The sequence below is a fragment of the Kitasatospora sp. NPDC090308 genome (assembly GCF_044769485.1).
In the GTDB taxonomy this organism is placed as follows: domain Bacteria; phylum Actinomycetota; class Actinomycetes; order Streptomycetales; family Streptomycetaceae; genus Kitasatospora; species Kitasatospora fiedleri.
The window spans coordinates 249288-265595 of the sequence record NZ_JBIVXY010000005.1 but is presented as its reverse complement, the minus strand read 5'-3'; the positions used below and the strand labels follow the sequence as shown (position 1 = coordinate 265595).

At 75.0% G+C, this 16308-nt stretch carries 17 protein-coding genes; 6 read left to right on the top strand and 11 right to left on the bottom strand.

Annotated elements, in window-relative coordinates; all coding sequences use genetic code 11:
* Positions 1-12: 12 nt before the first annotated feature.
* The 6 genes from ACIQVD_RS14355 to ACIQVD_RS14330 all read right to left on the bottom strand — a co-directional run bounded on the left by ACIQVD_RS14355 (position 13) and on the right by ACIQVD_RS14330 (position 5972).
* Positions 13-555 (bottom strand): hypothetical protein, encoded by a 543-nt coding sequence (locus ACIQVD_RS14355; RefSeq protein ID WP_402289041.1) that lies wholly within the window; start codon positions 553-555, stop codon positions 13-15.
* Between the two features lie 208 nt (positions 556-763).
* Positions 764-1405: a vitamin K epoxide reductase family protein gene (locus tag ACIQVD_RS14350; protein WP_402289510.1), complete on the bottom strand. Its 642-nt coding sequence runs from the start codon at positions 1403-1405 to the stop codon at positions 764-766.
* Positions 1406-1410: 5 nt separating this feature from the next.
* A complete protein-coding gene (locus ACIQVD_RS14345) occupies positions 1411-2262 on the bottom strand; it encodes a DsbA family protein (protein ID WP_402289039.1) in 852 nt (283 codons plus the stop codon).
* 146 nt (positions 2263-2408) lie between these two features.
* The gene (locus ACIQVD_RS14340; RefSeq protein ID WP_100835129.1) at positions 2409-3047 is read right to left on the bottom strand and encodes a hypothetical protein; all 639 of its coding nucleotides are present in this window, start codon (positions 3045-3047) and stop codon (positions 2409-2411) included.
* A gap of 233 nt (positions 3048-3280) precedes the next feature.
* Positions 3281-4531 carry a threonine--tRNA ligase gene (gene thrS / locus ACIQVD_RS14335; protein WP_402289508.1) on the bottom strand — a complete coding sequence of 417 codons (1251 nt, stop codon included), beginning with the start codon at positions 4529-4531 and terminating at the stop codon, positions 3281-3283.
* Positions 4532-4901: 370 nt separating this feature from the next.
* Positions 4902-5972, bottom strand: coding sequence for a helix-turn-helix transcriptional regulator (locus ACIQVD_RS14330; protein ID WP_402289037.1), 1071 nt, complete (start codon positions 5970-5972; stop codon positions 4902-4904).
* Positions 5973-6120: 148 nt separating this feature from the next.
* Between ACIQVD_RS14330 and ACIQVD_RS14325 the strand changes: the two genes are divergently transcribed.
* The 3 genes from ACIQVD_RS14325 (at position 6121) to ACIQVD_RS14315 (ending at position 8977) form a co-directional block, all read left to right on the top strand.
* Positions 6121-6597, top strand: coding sequence for a DUF3224 domain-containing protein (locus tag ACIQVD_RS14325; protein WP_402289035.1), 477 nt, complete (start codon positions 6121-6123; stop codon positions 6595-6597).
* 156 nt (positions 6598-6753) lie between these two features.
* On the top strand, positions 6754-8082 hold the full coding sequence (locus ACIQVD_RS14320) for a cytochrome P450 (protein WP_402289032.1): 1329 nt from the start codon (positions 6754-6756) through the stop codon (positions 8080-8082).
* Positions 8083-8194: 112 nt separating this feature from the next.
* Positions 8195-8977: an SDR family oxidoreductase gene (locus tag ACIQVD_RS14315; protein ID WP_402289030.1), complete on the top strand. Its 783-nt coding sequence runs from the start codon at positions 8195-8197 to the stop codon at positions 8975-8977.
* Positions 8978-9019: 42 nt separating this feature from the next.
* Here ACIQVD_RS14315 and ACIQVD_RS14310 read toward each other — a convergent pair whose 3' ends face one another.
* Positions 9020-10513 (bottom strand): SulP family inorganic anion transporter, encoded by a 1494-nt coding sequence (locus tag ACIQVD_RS14310; protein WP_402289028.1) that lies wholly within the window; start codon positions 10511-10513, stop codon positions 9020-9022.
* A gap of 192 nt (positions 10514-10705) precedes the next feature.
* Between ACIQVD_RS14310 and ACIQVD_RS14305 the strand changes: the two genes are divergently transcribed.
* The gene (locus ACIQVD_RS14305; protein WP_402289506.1) at positions 10706-11095 is read left to right on the top strand and encodes a MerR family transcriptional regulator; all 390 of its coding nucleotides are present in this window, start codon (positions 10706-10708) and stop codon (positions 11093-11095) included.
* 43 nt (positions 11096-11138) lie between these two features.
* Here ACIQVD_RS14305 and ACIQVD_RS14300 read toward each other — a convergent pair whose 3' ends face one another.
* The 3 genes from ACIQVD_RS14300 to ACIQVD_RS14290 form a co-directional block, all read right to left on the bottom strand.
* Positions 11139-11537, bottom strand: coding sequence for a DUF1992 domain-containing protein (locus ACIQVD_RS14300; RefSeq protein WP_402289504.1), 399 nt, complete (start codon positions 11535-11537; stop codon positions 11139-11141).
* Positions 11538-12290: 753 nt separating this feature from the next.
* Positions 12291-12719: a MarR family winged helix-turn-helix transcriptional regulator gene (locus ACIQVD_RS14295; protein WP_402289025.1), complete on the bottom strand. Its 429-nt coding sequence runs from the start codon at positions 12717-12719 to the stop codon at positions 12291-12293.
* Positions 12719-13135, bottom strand: coding sequence for a polyketide cyclase (locus ACIQVD_RS14290; protein WP_402289022.1), 417 nt, complete (start codon positions 13133-13135; stop codon positions 12719-12721). The genes ACIQVD_RS14295 and ACIQVD_RS14290 overlap by 1 nt, the downstream gene beginning before the upstream one ends.
* 41 nt (positions 13136-13176) lie before the next feature.
* On the opposite strand from ACIQVD_RS14290, the gene ACIQVD_RS14285 reads away from it, so the two are divergent.
* Entirely contained in the window at positions 13177-13722 is a 546-nt protein-coding gene (locus ACIQVD_RS14285) for a hypothetical protein (protein ID WP_402289019.1), read from the top strand.
* Between the two features lie 221 nt (positions 13723-13943).
* Here ACIQVD_RS14285 and ACIQVD_RS14280 read toward each other — a convergent pair whose 3' ends face one another.
* A complete protein-coding gene (locus ACIQVD_RS14280; RefSeq protein ID WP_402289016.1) occupies positions 13944-14975 on the bottom strand; it encodes an ROK family protein in 1032 nt (343 codons plus the stop codon).
* A gap of 295 nt (positions 14976-15270) precedes the next feature.
* Between ACIQVD_RS14280 and ACIQVD_RS14275 the strand changes: the two genes are divergently transcribed.
* Entirely contained in the window at positions 15271-16299 is a 1029-nt protein-coding gene (locus ACIQVD_RS14275) for a LacI family DNA-binding transcriptional regulator (protein WP_402289014.1), read from the top strand.
* Positions 16300-16308 lie beyond the last annotated feature (9 nt).

The window sequence follows — 16308 nt, the reverse complement described above, 5'->3', positions numbered from 1 at the left end:
GGGTGCGCGGGATCAGGCGGTGTTGCTGAAGGTCAGGTCGAGGGTGGCCCAGTCCTTGCCGCCGTTCTCCCCGTTCTTCAGGTACACCGTGTAGGGCACCGACTGGCCGGCCGGCACCCGGACGCGCACGCCGGTGACCTCGTCGTCCAGGTCGGTGGTCCGGTCGTTGGTGCCCTCGAAGAAGAAGGCGTCGAGACCGAACTCCAGGGTGCCCGCGGCGTCCACCACGGACGCGTAGGCGTGCAGCTCGACCCGGATCTCGCCGCCGCAGTACGTCCGCCACCACTCGTTGGGGCCCACCGTGCCGTTCGTCCAGTTCTCGGCGTGCACCTCACCGCGGCAGTACGTGCCCGCCGCCCACCCCTCGTCGTCGCGGATCGTGAACGGTCCGCTGATCACGGCCTTCCGCCAGACCCCGGCCGCCGCGGAACCCGACCCGTCCGCGGCCGCGGGCGCCGCCGCCGCGGAGACGGCCGGTGCGGCCACCGCCCCCACCACCAGGGCCGCCACCGCCGAGACGCGCGCCAGGGAGCCCAAGTACCTTCCGATACCCATGAGTTGTTCCTTCCTCGTGCCGCTGTGCACCACCCCCGGGAAGCCCCCGGAGCCGGTGCACCCACCCTGGCCGCGCGGCACGGCGGCAACCATCCCAGAAACCTGGGGTCCCCCCGCCACCCGCACCGTACGGACGCCCGGCCGGGGCGGACGCGAACGGCCCCCGCCCGGGAGAACCGCAGGTGGGGGCCGTTCTACGGGGCGGTGGTCAGAGGAGGGTCGACCAGTAGTACCAGAAGCGGTTGAGGATCAGGAGGGCGATCACCAGGTAGGCGGCGACCGGGACGAGCCACTGGAAGCGGAGGGCGGCCAGGCGGCGGAGGGGGGCGGGGGCGGGGAGGGCGCCGGTGCGGAGGTTGTGGACGGTGGTGTACCAGAAGGCGGTGATGACCACGGCCCAGACCACCATGCAGTAGGGGCAGAGCGCGCCGATCTCGTACAGCGCCTGGTCGACCAGCCAGGCGACGAAGCCGAGGCCGAGCAGGGTGCCGGACTGGAGGGCGAGCCAGAACCAGCGGCGGTGGGCGGCGCCGGCGACCAGGCCCGCGCCGACCGCGGCGAGGGCGCCGAAGGCGGCCAGGCCGATCAGCGGGTTGGGGAAGCCGAAGGCGGACGCCTGGGCGGTGCGCATGATCGAACCGCAGCTGATCACCGGGTTGATGTTGCAACTGGGCCGGTAGGCCGGGTTCTCCAGCAGCCTGAGCTTGTCCAGGGTGAGGACGGCCGAGGCGGCCAGGCCGATCAGGCCGGCGACCAGGAGCATCCAGGCGTAGCCGCGGGAGGCGCCGATCGGGGTCTTCCCGGGGGCGGGCGCGGTGGCGGGGGTGGTGGTGGTGAGGGCCGTGGTCATCCGGGTCACCCGCCGATGGTCTGCTGGACCAGGGCGGTGAACTGGTCGCCGGTGAGCGGCTTGCCGTCCTGGCCGATCACGGCGAGCTGCTTGCCGTCGAGCTTGACCGTCGGGGTGCCGGAGACGCCGCTGCGGTTGAACGCGGTGGCGACCTCGGCCGCCCAGCTCTTGTAGGTGCCGTCGGTGACGGCCTTGGTGAACGCCTCGGTCTTCAGGCCCGGGACCTGACCGGCCAGGTCGAGCAGGTGGTTGACGTCGCCGAAGCCGTCCTCGCTCTCGGCGGGCTGGTTGGCGTACAGCACGTCGTGGAACGCCTTGAACTTGTCGACGCCCTCGTTCAGCGCCGCGCCCGCCGCGGCCAGCGCGGTCTTCGAGCCCTTGCCGCCCAGGTTGTTGTCCAGGAACGCGGCCAGGTGGTACTCGATCTTGTAGTCGCCCTGGTCGGCGAGCTGCTGGACGCTCTTGCCGGCCGAGGTCTCGAACGCCTGGCACACCGGGCAGCGGAAGTCCTCGTAGACGGCCAGGGTGTGCGGGGCGTCGGCCTTGCCGTAGACGACCACGGTGTCGTCGGTGGCGCTGGTGTGGGCCGGCGCGACGGCGGCGGCCGTGGACGGACCGTCGCCCTTCGAGCCGCCCGCGATCGCCAGCGCGGTGCCGCCCGCGATCACGGCCACGGCGGCGGCCACCGACACGCCGATGGTCAGGCCGCGGCGGCGCTTGGCGGCCCGGGCCTCGGCCTGCTGGGCCTGCTTGAGGCGCTCGCGGGCGGTGGCGCGCTGCTGCGACTGGGACTGGGACTGGGACGGGAACTGGGGCTTCTGGGGCTGGGACTGCTGGTTCGGGTGGTTGCTGGTCATGGTGATCCGTCGTCTCCTCGGCACCCGGCGGCGGCGCGGCCCGTACGGGGACGGGTCGGGACAGGGCACGGCGGGGTGCGGGTAAAGAAGGGGAGGGGCGCGCCTCGGCGGGCGCCCGGGACGGAACGCGTCCGGGTGACGGTCCGTCAGCTGGCGAGGGCCGGCTGCGGGGGGCCGCGACGCGGAGCGGGGGAGAGGACGAGCACCTGTGGACGGCGGGCCGCGGGCTCGGTGCCCGGGGACGGCAGCAGCGCGGCCGGGCAGGCCGGGCGGACGGCCGACAGCAGCGCGCGCCAGGGTGCGGGCAGCAGGCGGGCCAGTGCGTCCAGCGCCGCCGCGACGCCGCTGAGCGCGTCGTCCGCCAGCCGCAGCCAGGCCGCGGCGGCCAGCGCCAGCGCCAGGTGCACGGCCAGCACCAGCAGGCGCAGCAGGCCCGCCGAGTCGTGCGTCCACTGCGCGAACAGTTCCGAGCCGCCCACCGAGTCGCCGCCGCAGACCAGCAGGTCCACGCCCCGGGCGGGCCGCGCACAGGCGTCCTGGCCGAGGTTGAACGTGGTGTTCAGCAGCAGCTCCACCGGCACCAGCACGGAGGACAGCAGCAGGAAACGGCGGCGCGCCCCGTCGAGGACCACCGCCAGCAGGAAGACCGCGACGCTCGCCGCCGCGACCAGGGTGAGCGGCAGGGCACGCCCGGTGATCGCCACCTGGCCGAACGCGGCCAGCGGCACGGCGAGCGCGGTGAACACCGCGCCCCGCAGGGCCTTGGTCGCGTGAATGCCGGTCATGGTGAAGGAGTATGGCACGCCGAAGGTCCCGGGGACGAGGGTCGGACGGCACCCGTCCCGACCGCCCGTACCGTGAATAAGCCCTGCGTAAAGGGGGTGCGGGTCGGACGCAGGACGGGTGCGGTGCGGGCGGGACACGGGTGGCGGGCGGTTCCGGGGACACCCCCGGGACGGCGTGCGGGCGGTGCGCGGACGCCGTCCGCGTGGGCGGCGTCACGTGCCCCGGGTGGCGCTCACCACAGCTCGACGGCGTGCGACCGGACGCGTCCGGCGATCCGCGCCAGCACCTCGCCGGCCGGCGCCGGGCCGAGCCGCCGACCGTCCCGGAGCCGCAGCGCCAGACTCCCGCCGGCGGCCTCGCGCGGACCGAGCACCACCTGGTACGGCACCAGCCGCGCCGCCCGCACCCGGGCCCCCAGCGAACCGCGCTCCGCGCCCAGCACCTCGGCCCGCAGGTCCAGCTCCAGGCAGCGGGAGGCCAGCGCCCCGGCCGCCTCCGCCTGCTCCGCGCCCAGCGGCAGCACCGCCAGCTGCACCGGCGCCAGCCAGGCCGGGAACGCCCCGCGGTGCCGCTCGATCAGGTGCGCCACCGCCCGCTCCACACTGCCCACCACCGACCGGTGCACCATCACCGGCCGGTGCCGCGCCCCGTCCGGCCCTGCGTAGTGCAGGTCGAACCGCTCCGGCTGGTGGAAGTCGACCTGCACGGTCGACAGGGTCGACTCCCGCCCCGCCGCGTCCAGCACCTGCACGTCGATCTTCGGCCCGTAGAACGCCGCCTCGCCGACCCCCTCCTCGTACGGCAGGCCCAGCTCCGCCAGCACCCGCACCAGGATCGCGGTCGCCCGCTCCCACAGCTCCGGCCGCGCCGCGTACTTGCCGCCCGGGCCCGGCAGCGACAGCCGGTAGCGGGACGGGACGACGCCCATCGCCCGGTACGCCGCCACGATCAGCTCCAGCGCGCCGCGCACCTCCGCCGCCGCCTGCTCCGGGGTGCAGAACACGTGCGCGTCGTTCAGCCGGATCGCCCGCACCCTGGTCAGCCCGCCCAGCACGCCCGAGCGCTCGGAGCGGTACATGTCGCCCAGCTCGGCCATCCGCAGCGGCAGCTCCCGGTAGCTGCGGGACCGGGACCGGAACAGCACCGCGTGGTGCGGGCACAGGCTCGGACGCAGCACCAGCTGCTCGTCGCCGCCCATCTCCAGTGGCGGGAACATGTCCTCCCGGTAGTGCGCCCAGTGCCCCGAGAGTTCGTACAGCTCGCGCTTGCCCAGCACCGGCGAGTACACGTGCCGGTAGCCCGCCCGCCGCTCCAGGGCGCGGACGAAGTCCTCCAGGCTCTGGCGCACCACGGCGCCGTCCGGCAGCCAGTACGGCAGACCGGAGCCGATCAGCGGATCGGTGTCGAACAGGCCCAGCTCGCGGCCCAGCCGGCGGTGGTCGGGCGCGGCGGGCGCGGCGGGCCCGGCGGATGCGGCGGGCACGTCGGGAACGTCGGGTGCTTCGAACACGGCGGTCTCCTCGGGGACGTACGGAACGGATTCACGGGGAGGGGCCGGGCCGCCGGGGAGGACGTGCACGTGCACACGCGAAAGCCCCGGAGCTCTCGGCCCCGGGGCTCGCACACGCACAGCGGTCAGCGCGCCGGGACACTCTCCGGCGTCGTCGTCGACATCGCGGCGCGCTTCATGCCCGCCACCGTAACGGCCCGCCCGGCGATCGGCACCCGAATATCCGCGGTGCGCCGATATCCGCGGTGCGCCCGGACGGTGCCGTGCCACCACGGCGCGGTGGCCGCCCCGGGAGAACCGCGCGCCGCCCCGCTGGACGGGGTGCTCGGCGGACGCGGCCGGATCAGGACGGGGCGGCCGTAGTGCTCGTTTCGGCGTAGCGGCGGGCCAGGGCGGCGACCGCCTCGGCGACGGCGGCGCGCAGCGCGGGCGGGGCCAGCACCTCCGCGTCCGGGCCGAGCCGGAGCAGGTCGGAGACGGCCACCGGCGTGGACTCGACCGGGAGTTCGACCACCGCCCAGCCCTCCTGGTCGGGCGGGCCGGCCTGCCGGGCGGCCTCGGCACCCGCCGTGCCGAACTGGGCGGGCAGCAGCCGCAGCGCGCGCGGGGAGACCCGGACGGTGGCCGTGTCCTGGTGCAGCATGCCCGTCAACTCACGGGTGGCGGACGCCCAGTGCGCGGCGAGGTCGAAGTCCGGCGGGCGGGTGAAGTGCCGGTCGGCGACCTCGGCGGCCAGGATCCGGGAGACCCGGTAGGTGCGGACCGCGGCGGCGGCCTCGGCGGGCGGCGCGGCGCTCCCGGGAGCCGGTGAGGTGCGGGCGGGGACGGGCGGGACGCCCTCGGGGGCCGGTGCGGCGGACGCCAGCAGGTACCAGATGCCGCTCTTCAACACCAGCCCCAGCGGCCGCAGTTCGCGGTTCACCTCGCCGCGCCAGCGCCGGTAGTGCACGCGCAGGACCCGCTGCTCCCAGACCGCCTCGGCGACCCGGGCCAACTCCGGCACGGGGTCCGCGTCCCGGAACCAGGAGGCCGGATCGAGGTGGAAGCGCTCCTGCAACTGCCGTGTCCGGTCCGCGAGTTCGACGGGCAGCGCGGCCCGCACCTTCAACTGGGCGGTGGCCAGCACCGCGCCCAGGCCCAGCTCCTTCGCCGCGTCCGGCACCCCGGCGAGGAACAGCGCCCCGGCCTCGTCCCCCGTCAGCCCCGTCAGTCTGGTCCGGTAGCCGCCCACCAGCCGGTACCCGCCGGTCCGGCCGCGCTCGGCCAGCACCGGCACGCCCGCCGCGCCCAGCGCCTCCACGTCCCGGTGGACGGTGCGCACCGAGACCTCCAGCTCGGCGGCGAGTTCGGTGGCCGCGCAAAGACCCCGGTTCTGGAGCAGCAGGAGCAGGGCGAGGAGACGGTCGGCGCGCACCCCGCCATCATCGCGCAGACCGGCCGGAATACCTGACAGGAGGTGTCAGGTATGGCCGCCAGCCTTGGTGGTGCGGCGCACCCGGCGGGGCGCGACCGCGGGCCCTCGCTGCGCGGAACCGCCGCGCACCGGACGGAAGGACGGCGCCATGACCACCGCAGACACCACCGGCAGCACCATCAGCACCACCACCGGGAGCACCGCCACCGGGAGCACCGCCACCGGGAGGACCGCCACCGGGAGCATCAGCTTCGCCGACTGGACGGAGCAGGAGGCGGCTTCGAGCCCGGCGGGCCCGCGGACCGCGCGCGCCTCGGTCGCGAACACCTTCACCGGCGGCATCGAGGCCGTCCGCACCGCCTGCGACTACAGCATCGCCTACACCACCGGCCACGAAGGCGCGTTCACCGGCATGGAACTGGTCACCGGCAGCGTCGACGGCCGCCACGGCACCTTCGTCCTGGAGCAGCGCGGCACCTTCGCGGCCGACGGCACCATCCACTGCGCCTTCACCGTCGTCCCGGGCAGCGGCACCGAGGACCTGGCGGGGCTCACCGGCACCGGCGAGTACACCTGCCGCCCCGGCGCGGAGTCCTTCCCCTACTCGCTCAACTACCGGTTGTAGGGAGGGAAGGGGGCGGGCGGCCGTAGCAGGGGGCTCGACGAGCAGGAGGGGGGCGCGGGAGGAGCGGAGACGGTGTCGGACCGCCGACGGGGGGCGGTTCTCCCGTTAGGGTGGTCGGTGTCCGTACGGTGCAGTCCAGCGTGGTAGGAGAGTGCCTTGGCCACGGCCGCCAGCAGTGTTCTTCCCGAACTCGACGCCGGGGCGTTCGCCCGCTGGCGGGCCGGCGGCGGGCAGGTGGTCGATCTGCTGGGCGCGGCGAGGGAGTTGGGTCCGGTCGCGGGGTTCCGGCTCGGGGACCGGCAGGTCGTGCTGGTGACCGGGGCGGGGCAGGTGCAGCAGGTGCTGGCGAAGAGCCCCGACACGTACGTGAAGCGCGGGCACCGGGTCAAGCCGCTGCTGGGCGGCGGGCTGCTGTGCGCGGCGGGTGAGCCGTGGCGGCGTCAACGCAAGCTGTTGCAGCCGCAGTTCACCGGGCGCGGCATCCGGACGTACGAGCCGCAGATCCGGGCCGCGGCGGCGGACACCGCCGAGCGCTGGCGGGTGGCCGCCGCGGCGGGGGAGGTGCGGGAGATCGACGCGGACCTGCGGTACTTCTCGCTGGACGTGATCTGGCGTTCGCTCACCGCCCACCCGCTGGACCCGGACACCCACCGGCGACTGGTCGCGGCCGGGGAGGGCTTCGCGGCGATCCCGGCGTTCGCGCCCGCCACCGGCGACACCGCGATCGACTTCCGGGAGGCCAACGAGCACGTCGACCGGGTCGCCGAGCGCGCGATCGCGCTGGCCGAGGAGGCCGGGGAGCCGGGGTTGATCCAGGTGCTGCTCCGGGCCGCGGCCGAACTCCCGGACTACACCGAGCGCCTGGTGCGCGACGAGCTGATGACGCTGGTGGTGGCCGGGTACGAGACCACCGCCACCGCGCTCAGCTGGCTGTTCCTGCTGCTGGACGCGCACCCCGAGCAGCGGACCCGGGCGCTGGCCGCCGGACCGGCCGGTTCGGCCGAACGGGCTGCCGCGATCCGGGCGTTGATCGACGAGACGCTGCGGCTGTACCCCGTGGCCTGGCTGATGCCCCGGTACGCGGCCGAGCCGGACACGCTGGACGGCATCCCGATCGAGGCCGGGACGACGGTGCTGCTCTCCCCGTACCTGACCCACCGCGACCCCGGGCTGTGGCCCGACCCGGAGGAGTTCCGCCCGCAGCGCTTCCTGGACGCCGAGCGGCGCCCGGCGCCCGGCGCGTACCTCCCGTTCGGCCTCGGGCCGCGGGCCTGCCTGGGCGCGCAGTTCGCCGTCCGGGAGATGGCGCTGCTGCTGGAGGAGCTGCTGCCCGCGTACCGGGCCGAGATCCGGGACGCCCCCGCCGGGGCCGGGTACGGGCTCACCGTGCACCCCGACGGGCCGGTCCGGGCCGTGCTGCACGCCGAGACCGAGGCCGCGGCTGAGACCGAGGCCGGGACCGAGGACGCGGTGGCGGCGGAGTAGCGCACGGGGGCTCCGGGACGGGGCTCCGGGACGGGGCTCCGGGACGGGGGCTGCGGGACGGAGCCGGAAAACGGTTGGTCAGGGGGCTGACGAGCTGTCAGGATCCGGTGCCGTGAGAGCCGCCGACCCGCATCCCGCCCGCGCCGAGCGTCCCGTCGCGCTGGTCACCGGCGTCGGCCGGACGGTCGGCATCGGTGCCGCCGTCGCCGAGCGCCTGGCCGCCTCCGGGTGGGACGTCGCCCACAGCTACTGGACGCCGTACGACACCCGGATGCCCTGGGGCGTCGAGGACGGGGCGGTGGCGGCCGTCGGCGCGGCGATCGGCGCGCACGGCGCGCGCCACCTCGCGGTGCCGGCCGACCTGGCGGACCGGGCGGAGCCCGCCCGGCTGTTCGACCGGGTCGAGGCCGGGCTCGGCCCGGTCACCGCGCTGGTGATGAGCCACGCCGAGTCCGTCGACTCCGGGCTGCTGGACACCACGGTGGAGAGCTTCGACCGGCACTTCGCGGTCAACGCCCGGGCGAGCTGGCTGCTGATCCGCGAGTTCGGCCTCCGCTTCACCGGCGCGTTCGGCACCGGCCGGATCGTCGCCCTGACCAGCGACCACACCGTCGGCAACCTCCCGTACGGCGCCAGCAAGGGCGCCCTCGACCGGATCACCCGCGCCGCCGCCCGCGAGCTCGCCCACCTCGGCGTGACGGCCAACGCGGTGGACCCGGGCCCCACCGACACCGGCTGGATGGACGATCCCGTGCGCGCCGAGACGCTCGCCCGCACCCCGCTGGCCCGGCTCGGCACCCCGCAGGACGCCGCGCACCTGATCGACTTCCTCTGCTCCCCGCAGGGCCAGTGGATCAACGGCCAACTCCTCCAGAGCAGCGGCGGGTTGAAGTAGCGCCGAAGGAGCGAGGGGCGAGGGCGAGACGACGGCCGGGGTTCAGTGGGCGACGGCGAGTTCGCCGCTGAGGCGGTCGTGCAGGGCGGCGCTGGGGTGGTTCAGGCCGGTGATCTCGACCTGCTTGCCGCGCTGGGCGTACTTGGCGCGGACGGTGTCGAGGGCGGCGACGGAGGAGGCGTCCCAGACGTGGGCGGCGGTCAGGTCGATGACGACCAGGTCGGGGTCGCCGGCGTAGTCGAAGCGGGTGGTCAGTTCGTCGGCGGAGGCGAAGAACAGTTCGCCGGTGACGGCGTACACCACCCGGCCGCCGTCCGGGTCGGGGGTGGCGGTGACGTCGGCGTGCTGGGCGACCCGCTTGGCGAAGAGGGCCGTGGCGAGCAGTGAGCCGATCACGACGCCGATCGCCAGGTTGCCGGTGGCGACCACCACGACCACGGTCACCGCCGTGACGGCCGACTCGCCGACCGGGAGGCGGCGCAGCGTGGCCGGGGCGATCGAGTGCCAGTCGAAGGTGCCGAAGGAGACCATCACCATCACGGCCACCAGCGCGGCCATCGGAATCCGCGAGACCACCGGTCCGAAGACCAGGCAGAGCACCAGGAGGAACGTTCCGGCCAGGAAGGTCGACACCCGGGTCCGGGCGCCCGACACCTTCACGTTGATCATCGTCTGGCCGATCATCGCGCAGCCGCCCATCCCGCCGAACAGCCCGGTCACGATGTTGGCGACGCCCTGCCCGATCGACTCCCGGCGCTTGTCGGAACGGGTGTCGGTGATCTCGTCCACCAGCTTCGCCGTCATCAGCGACTCCATCAGCCCCACCAGCGCCATCCCCAGCGCGTACGGGGCGACGGTGGCCAGGGTGTCCACCGTGAACGGCACGTCCGGCAGGCCCGGCACCGGCAGCGAGGACGGCAGCGCGCCCTGGTCGCCGACCGTCGGCACCGCGACGCCCGCGCCCACCGTCACCAGCGTCAGCACCACGATCGACACCAGCGGCGCCGGCACCACCCGGGTCAGCTTCGGGAACCACACCATCAGCGCCAGGGCGGCCGCCAGCAGCGGGTACACCGCCCACGGGACGTGCGTCAGCTGCGGCAGCTGGGCCAGGAAGATCAGGATCGCCAGCGCGTTGACGAACCCGACCATCACCGCACGCGGCACGAACCGCATCAGCTCGGCCACGCCCAGCGCGCCCAGCACGATCTGGAACACCCCCGCCAGGATCACCGCCGCCACCAGGTAGCCGAGGCCGTGCTCCCGGTTCAGCGGCCCGATCACCAGCGCCACCGCGCCCGTCGCCGCCGAGATCATCGCCCGCCGGCCGCCCACCACCGAGACGGTCACCGCCATCGTCACCGACGCGAACAGGCCGATCTTCGGATCGACCCCGGCGATCACCGAGAACGAGATCGCCTCCGGGATCAGCGCCAGCGCGACCACCAGGCCCGCCAGCACCTCGGTGCGCCACACCTTCGGGTCGGAGCACCAGGCGGGCAGGCGGAGGGAGCGGGACAGGGCGGAGGAGGACAAGAGGCGGCAACCCGTCGTGGAGGGGAGGGCGGAGAGGGGAGAATGAAGGAGGGAAGCCGAACTCTACCCTAACGTGAGGGTAGGGTTCGCCCGGTGGACGGAGGAAGGCGCAGCGTGGGCGAGGACGTGGACGTGGACGGGGCCGTGCGCGCGGACGAGGGCGCGGACGGGAGCGCGGGCCCGGACCGGCACATGCAGATCGGCGAGGTCGCCACCCGCACCGAACTCTCCCTGCGCACCATCCGCCACTACGAGGAGACCGGCCTGGTCGTCCCGTCCGCCCGCTCCCGGGGCGGCTTCCGGCTCTACACCGAGCGCGACGTCGCCCGGCTGATGGTGATCCGCCGGATGAAACCGCTCGGCTTCACCCTCGACCAGATGCGCGAACTCCTCGACGCCACCGACCGCCTGGACGCCGACGGCCCCTACGGCGAAGGCGGCCCCCCCGCGCTGCTCGCCCTCGTCCGCACCTACGAACGCGCCGCCGCCGAACAGGTCGACCGCCTGCGCGTCCAACTCGCCCGCGCCGAGGACTTCGCGCACACCCTCCGCACCCGGCTGGACGAAGAACCCGGCACGTGACCGGCCCGCCCCCGGGAACCGCCCGCCGCGCCCGCCGTGCCCGTCACGGGTGGGAGTGGCGCCACTCCGCGACGGCCGCCTCCACGTCCACCGGGGCGACTCCCGGGGGCGGGACCTCGATCGGGCGGCGCAGGGCGGCTTCGATCCGGGCGTTGGTCTCGGCCGGGCGGCCGCGCAGCAGCGGTCCGGTCGGTGCCAGGCGTGCGGCGTCCAGGGCCCCGCGCAGTTCGGCCCGCAGGGCGAGGGAAGGCGGCAGGGAGGAGAGGCCCTCGCGCGCCGGCTTCTCCCGCAGCCACCACATCTCGTGGTACGGCTGCCCCTCGTTCGCCAGCGGCTTCCCCGCGCCGGGCAGGTCGTCGAACGCGCCGCGCTCGGCGGCCTCCCGGATCTGCCGGTCGACCCAGCTCTCGAAGGTCGCACCGGGTGGCTTGCGTTCCGTCATGCGGTGGTCCTCCCGTGTCGGGCGGCAGCGGCAGCGGGCTTGGAGGGAGGTCCTCTCGTCGCTGGAGATGACGTACTCCTCCTCGTCCTCCTCCTCGTCCAGGGGGTCGCCGTCGAAAGTACGGGCGTACAGGTCCAGCACGCGGGCGGCCTTGGCCTGGAAATTCGGGTCGCGGATGAAGATCCAGGACCGGTACTGCCAGGGCTTGATCGCGTCGGCCTTGAGCCGGCGGCGCACGGTGGAGGCCGACACGGCCGGGGCGATGGCTCGGGCGGCCACCTCGCGGGCCGGTTCCGGGCACGACCGGCGGGGCAGCGGGGTCCCCGGTCTCGGCGGGTAACCGGCAGGCCGGCGCCTTGACTTCGGCGACCTGCCGCGGGGTGGACGAGGGCGGCCTGCCTGAGCGCCTGCGGTCGGCGAGGGCGGGGCAGGCCGCCGGCGGTGAACCGGCCCCGTCAGGTGCGCACCGTGTCCACGTGCATCCGCGCCTGCGCGGCTGTCCGGGCGCCGGGGCGCCCTCGGGCCGCCGGCAGCACGATGGTTGCCCGCTGCCGGGCCTGACGCGGGGTCTTGCGACCGTAGGCCGTTTTCTTCAGCCGGTGGCGCCCGGAGACGGTCGGCGCGACGGCCGCGGCGGGGGTGACAGACATGAGAGGAGGGCGGCCGCTCCTTCCGGGGTGGGGCGGGCCGGTTGCAGATGCCACCGGCCGGGGGGTTCGGGGTCGGCGGCCTGCGGTTGTCGGTGAGGGCGATTCAGGTTCCGGGACGGGCCAGGCGGCCGAGCAGCGCTACCGCGTCGTCGAGGGGCACCGGTTGGAAGAACCGTGCGTCAGCGCGCTCAACGGCGGCAGTCGCGCGTGGGGCCAGGTCGGCGCCGGTGTCGGTGACGCGCAGTCGTTTGGCGCGGGTGTCGGCCGGGTCGACTTCACGCTCGATGAGTCCTTTGTGCTCCAGGGTGCGTAGTACCTGGGAGGTCATCTTGACGTCGGTGCCGGCTTGGCGGGCGAGGGTCAGCTGGTTGGGGTACTCGCCTTGGGTGTTGAGCCACCAGGTGCAGGCGAGCAGCACGAACTGCACGTGGGTCAGATCGAGCGGGGCCAGGGCGGTGGCGATGTCGCGCTGCCAGCGCAGCGTGGCGTGCCACAGCAGGAATCCGGGGCTGTCGCCGGGGCTGAGGGGCATCAGCGCAGCGCCAGCTCGGCCAGCGAGGCCATGGTCTCGGGCCAGTCGGCGGTGATGCCCGGGCCGATCTGCGGGCCTGCCTCGTCGGCGCCGGTGCCGGTGATCTCCATCCGGTACACCACGCGGATCCGGTGCTGGTCGATCCGGTCGATCCGGTGGGTGGTGCGCAGCAGCAGGCCGTCGAAGCGCGCCTCGTCGACGAATAGTTCGCCTTCGACCGCCTCGGCGATGTGCAGCAGTACCGGGTCGTCCCCGGGCGGCGTCATCGTGATCTGCGTGCCCGTCGCGAACGGGCCGCTGATCTCGATCTTCTCGATCTCGGCGTTCCAGGTGCCCCAGTTCTCAACGTCGGCCCAGAGCTGCCAGATCGCCTCGGGGGTGGCCTCGGTCTCGATGCCGTGCTCGTACTCCCACATGCGTGGTCTCCTCGACTAGATGATCTATCCATAGATTATCTATGCGGAGACTATCTGTCCAGTGGCGCACGGCCTCCATCCGCAGTGCCGCGACCGCCCAGGCGACCGAGGTCGTCCCGGTGACCACGAGGGCGGACCTGCGGCACGGCGACCTCGCCCCGCTCGGCGGCAAGAGCCCCTCCACCGAGCAGATCGACGCCCTGCTCCAGGACGGCGCGGTCGACCTGGCCGGGCACTGCGCCAGGGACGTGCCCGGGGACGTGCCGCTGCCGCGCGGACCGGTCTTCGCCGCGCACCTGGCACGGCCGGGCGGGCGGGACGTGCCGCTGTTCCCCGCAGGTTCCGGCCACCGCACGCTCGCCGACCTGCCGCCGCACCGGGCGCGGTGGTCCGCTCCCCGGCCGTCCGCCGCAAGGCGCGGACCCTCCGGGCCCGGCTCGGGCTCGTCCGCCCCGGGTGCTTCGGGACGGACGGGATGCCGCCCGCCGTCGGCGCGGGCGTCCTCGGGCCGGAGTGCCGCCAGGGCGACCGCGCCACCGCGGCGCTGCCGGAGCAGGTCGACCGTCCGCGTGCCCGGTGCGAGGTGACCGCGGAACGCGTCCTGCTGCCCGGGCCGCGCGGACACGGCAACAGCCCCGTCGCCGGGTACGGCACCACCGAGCCGGACGGCCGACTCGTGCTGCGCGCCATGGTGTTCGGCCGCGCGAGCAGCCGGTTCGCCGACGTGACGCTCCGGGACGAGCACCGGGGCGGCCCGGCCGTCCTCGGCACCCGGGGCGCGGGGCCCGGCACTCGGCCGCGGGCGCGGTCAGCGGGGGCCGGCGGGCCAGGTGTGGCGGGTGAGGGCGGCGGCGCCGATGAGTCCGGCGTCGGTGCCGAGGTGGGCGGGGTGCAGGGTGAGGTGGCGGGTGAAGGAGAGTGTCGCGTAGTCGGCGAGGTGGCGGGTGAGCGGGTCGAAGAGGATCGGGCCGGCCTGGGCGACGCCGCCGCCGATGACGGCGGCGTCGAGCTCGACCAGGGTGGCGGTGGCGGCGATGCCGGCGGCGAGGGCACGGGCGGCGTGGTCGAAGGCGGCCAGGGCGAGCGGGTCGCCGGTGCGGGCGGCGCGGGCGACGGCGCCGGCGTCGGCGTCCTGGCCGGGGCCGGGGGTCCAGCCGAGTTCGGCGGCGGTGCGGGCGATGGCGGTGCCGGAGGCGAGCGTCTCGACGCAGCCGCGGGAGCCGCAGGGGCAGCGGCGGCCGTTGTAGTCGATGGTGATGTGGCCGAGGTGCCCGGCGTTGCCGGTGGTGCCGGTGTGCAGGGCGTTGTCGAGGACGAGTCCGGCGCCGACGCCGGTGGAGACGACCAGGCAGAGCACGTTGCGGTAGGGGCGGGCGGCGCCCCGCCAGTGCTCGGCGGCGGTCATGGCGAGCGCGTCGCCGCCGAGGGCGAGCGGCAGGCGGCCGGCGGCGGGGTGTTCGGCGACCTGGTCGAGCAGCGGGAACTCCCGCCAGCCGGGGATGTTGACGGGGCTGACGGTGCCGCGGGCGGTGTCGACCGGCCCGGCGCTGCCGATGCCGAGGGACTGGACGCGGTGCCAGTCCGGGTGGCGGGCGAGGTCGTCGAGGACGCGGTCGACGGCGGTCATCAGCTCGTTCCGGTCGCCGTCGGCGGGGGTGGGTACCTGGAGGCGGTGGTGCAGGGTGCCGCGGGTGTCGACCAGCCCGCCGGCGATCTTGGTGCCGCCGATGTCGAGGGCCGCGATCAGCGGCCCGTCGACCGGCCCGGGGGCGGGAGCGCCGTCCGGTGCGGACCCGTGGGAGCCGGGGGCGACGGCGGTACCGGCCGTTTCGTAACTCATCGTGACGTCTCCGCAGGTGTGGCAGGGGAGCGCCGTGGTGCTGGGCAGGGCGCTGCCGGGTCGTACCCGGTGATTCTGACGCGATCTGACAACGTTGTCCAGCGCCCTCGGTCACGGTCCGGTGCCTCCGGTGCCGAGCGGCCCGGAGGGTCGGTCACCCCCGTCGGGCTGCCGCTTCGCCGGTGCCGCTCACTGCCTGTAGCTGCGGTGGCGGGGGCGGTGGTGGCGGTGCCGGGAGGGCGGGCCGGTCCTCGGGCGTGCCGGGGCCCGCCGGGCCCGCACTATCCTCCCTGGCATGACCAGCAGCCCTGCCAGCAGCCCTCGCGGTGCCCGCCCGACCATGAAGGACGTCGCGGCGGCGGCCGGGGTCGGGCTGAAAACGGTCTCCCGGGTGGTGAACGGCGAGAGCGGGGTGACGCCCGAGATGGCCGCCCGGGTGCGGACCGCGATCGAGACGCTCGGCTTCCGGCGCAACGACAGCGCCCGGCTGCTGCGCACCGGCCGGACGGCGAGCGTCGCGCTGCTGCTGGAGGACATCAGCGACCCGTTCTCCTCCGCGCTCTCCCGCTCCGTCGAACAGGTCGCGGCGGCCGAGGGCTGCCTGCTGTTCACCGGCTCCAGCTCCGAGGACCCTTCGCGCGAACGGGAGTTGGCGCTGGCGTTCTGCGCCCGGCGGGTGGACGGGCTGATCGTCGTCCCGGCCGGGGACGACCACCGCTACCTGCTGCCCGAGATCGAGTCCGGCACCCCCGTGGTCTTCCTGGACCGCCCCGGCAGCCGCATCGACGCCGACGCCGTGCTCAGCGACAACGCGGGCGGCGCGCAGGCCGGCACCGCGCACCTGATCGCCCACGGTCACCGCCGGATCGGCTTCGTCGGCGACCTCCCGTCCATCCACACCGCCGCCGAACGCCTGCGCGGCTACCGCGCGGCGATGGCCGCCGCCGGGCTGCCGGTCGACGAACGCTGGGTCGACTGCGGCCCCACCGACCGCGCCCGGGTCGCCGCCGCCGTGCACCGCCTCACCACCGGCCCCGACGCCGTCACCGCCCTGTTCACCGCCAACAACCGCGTCACCCTCGTCGCCCTGCACCGGCTCCCGGCCGACCGCCGCCCCGCCCTGGTCGGCTTCGACGACCTCGAACTCGCCGACCTGCTCACCCCCGGCCTCACCGTCGTCGCCCAGGACCCGGTCGCCCTCGGCGCCCTCGCCGCCCGCCGCCTCTTCGACCGCCTCACCGGCGACACCACCCCGCCCGCCCGCCTCGAACTCCCCACCCTCCTCGTCCCGCGCGGCTCCGGCGAGACCCCGCCGCCGGACTGAGTCCGGCGG

Bases quoted from the DNA above. Each gene is read 5' to 3' on its own strand.
- ACIQVD_RS14355 (WP_402289041.1), bottom strand. From the start codon at position 555: ATGGGTATCGGAAGGTACTTGGGCTCCCTGGCGCGCGTCTCGGCGGTG.
- ACIQVD_RS14350 (WP_402289510.1), bottom strand. From the start codon at position 1,405: ATGACCACGGCCCTCACCACCACCACCCCCGCCACCGCGCCCGCCCCC.
- ACIQVD_RS14345 (WP_402289039.1), bottom strand. From the start codon at position 2,262: ATGACCAGCAACCACCCGAACCAGCAGTCCCAGCCCCAGAAGCCCCAG.
- ACIQVD_RS14340 (WP_100835129.1), bottom strand. From the start codon at position 3,047: ATGACCGGCATTCACGCGACCAAGGCCCTGCGGGGCGCGGTGTTCACC.
- ACIQVD_RS14325 (WP_402289035.1), top strand. From the start codon at position 6,121: ATGACCACCGCAGACACCACCGGCAGCACCATCAGCACCACCACCGGG.
- ACIQVD_RS14305 (WP_402289506.1), top strand. From the start codon at position 10,706: ATGCAGATCGGCGAGGTCGCCACCCGCACCGAACTCTCCCTGCGCACC.
- ACIQVD_RS14300 (WP_402289504.1), bottom strand. From the start codon at position 11,537: ATGACGGAACGCAAGCCACCCGGTGCGACCTTCGAGAGCTGGGTCGAC.
- ACIQVD_RS14295 (WP_402289025.1), bottom strand. From the start codon at position 12,719: ATGCCCCTCAGCCCCGGCGACAGCCCCGGATTCCTGCTGTGGCACGCC.
- ACIQVD_RS14290 (WP_402289022.1), bottom strand. From the start codon at position 13,135: ATGTGGGAGTACGAGCACGGCATCGAGACCGAGGCCACCCCCGAGGCG.
- ACIQVD_RS14285 (WP_402289019.1), top strand. From the start codon at position 13,177: ATGCGGAGACTATCTGTCCAGTGGCGCACGGCCTCCATCCGCAGTGCC.
- ACIQVD_RS14280 (WP_402289016.1), bottom strand. From the start codon at position 14,975: ATGAGTTACGAAACGGCCGGTACCGCCGTCGCCCCCGGCTCCCACGGG.
- ACIQVD_RS14275 (WP_402289014.1), top strand. From the start codon at position 15,271: ATGACCAGCAGCCCTGCCAGCAGCCCTCGCGGTGCCCGCCCGACCATG.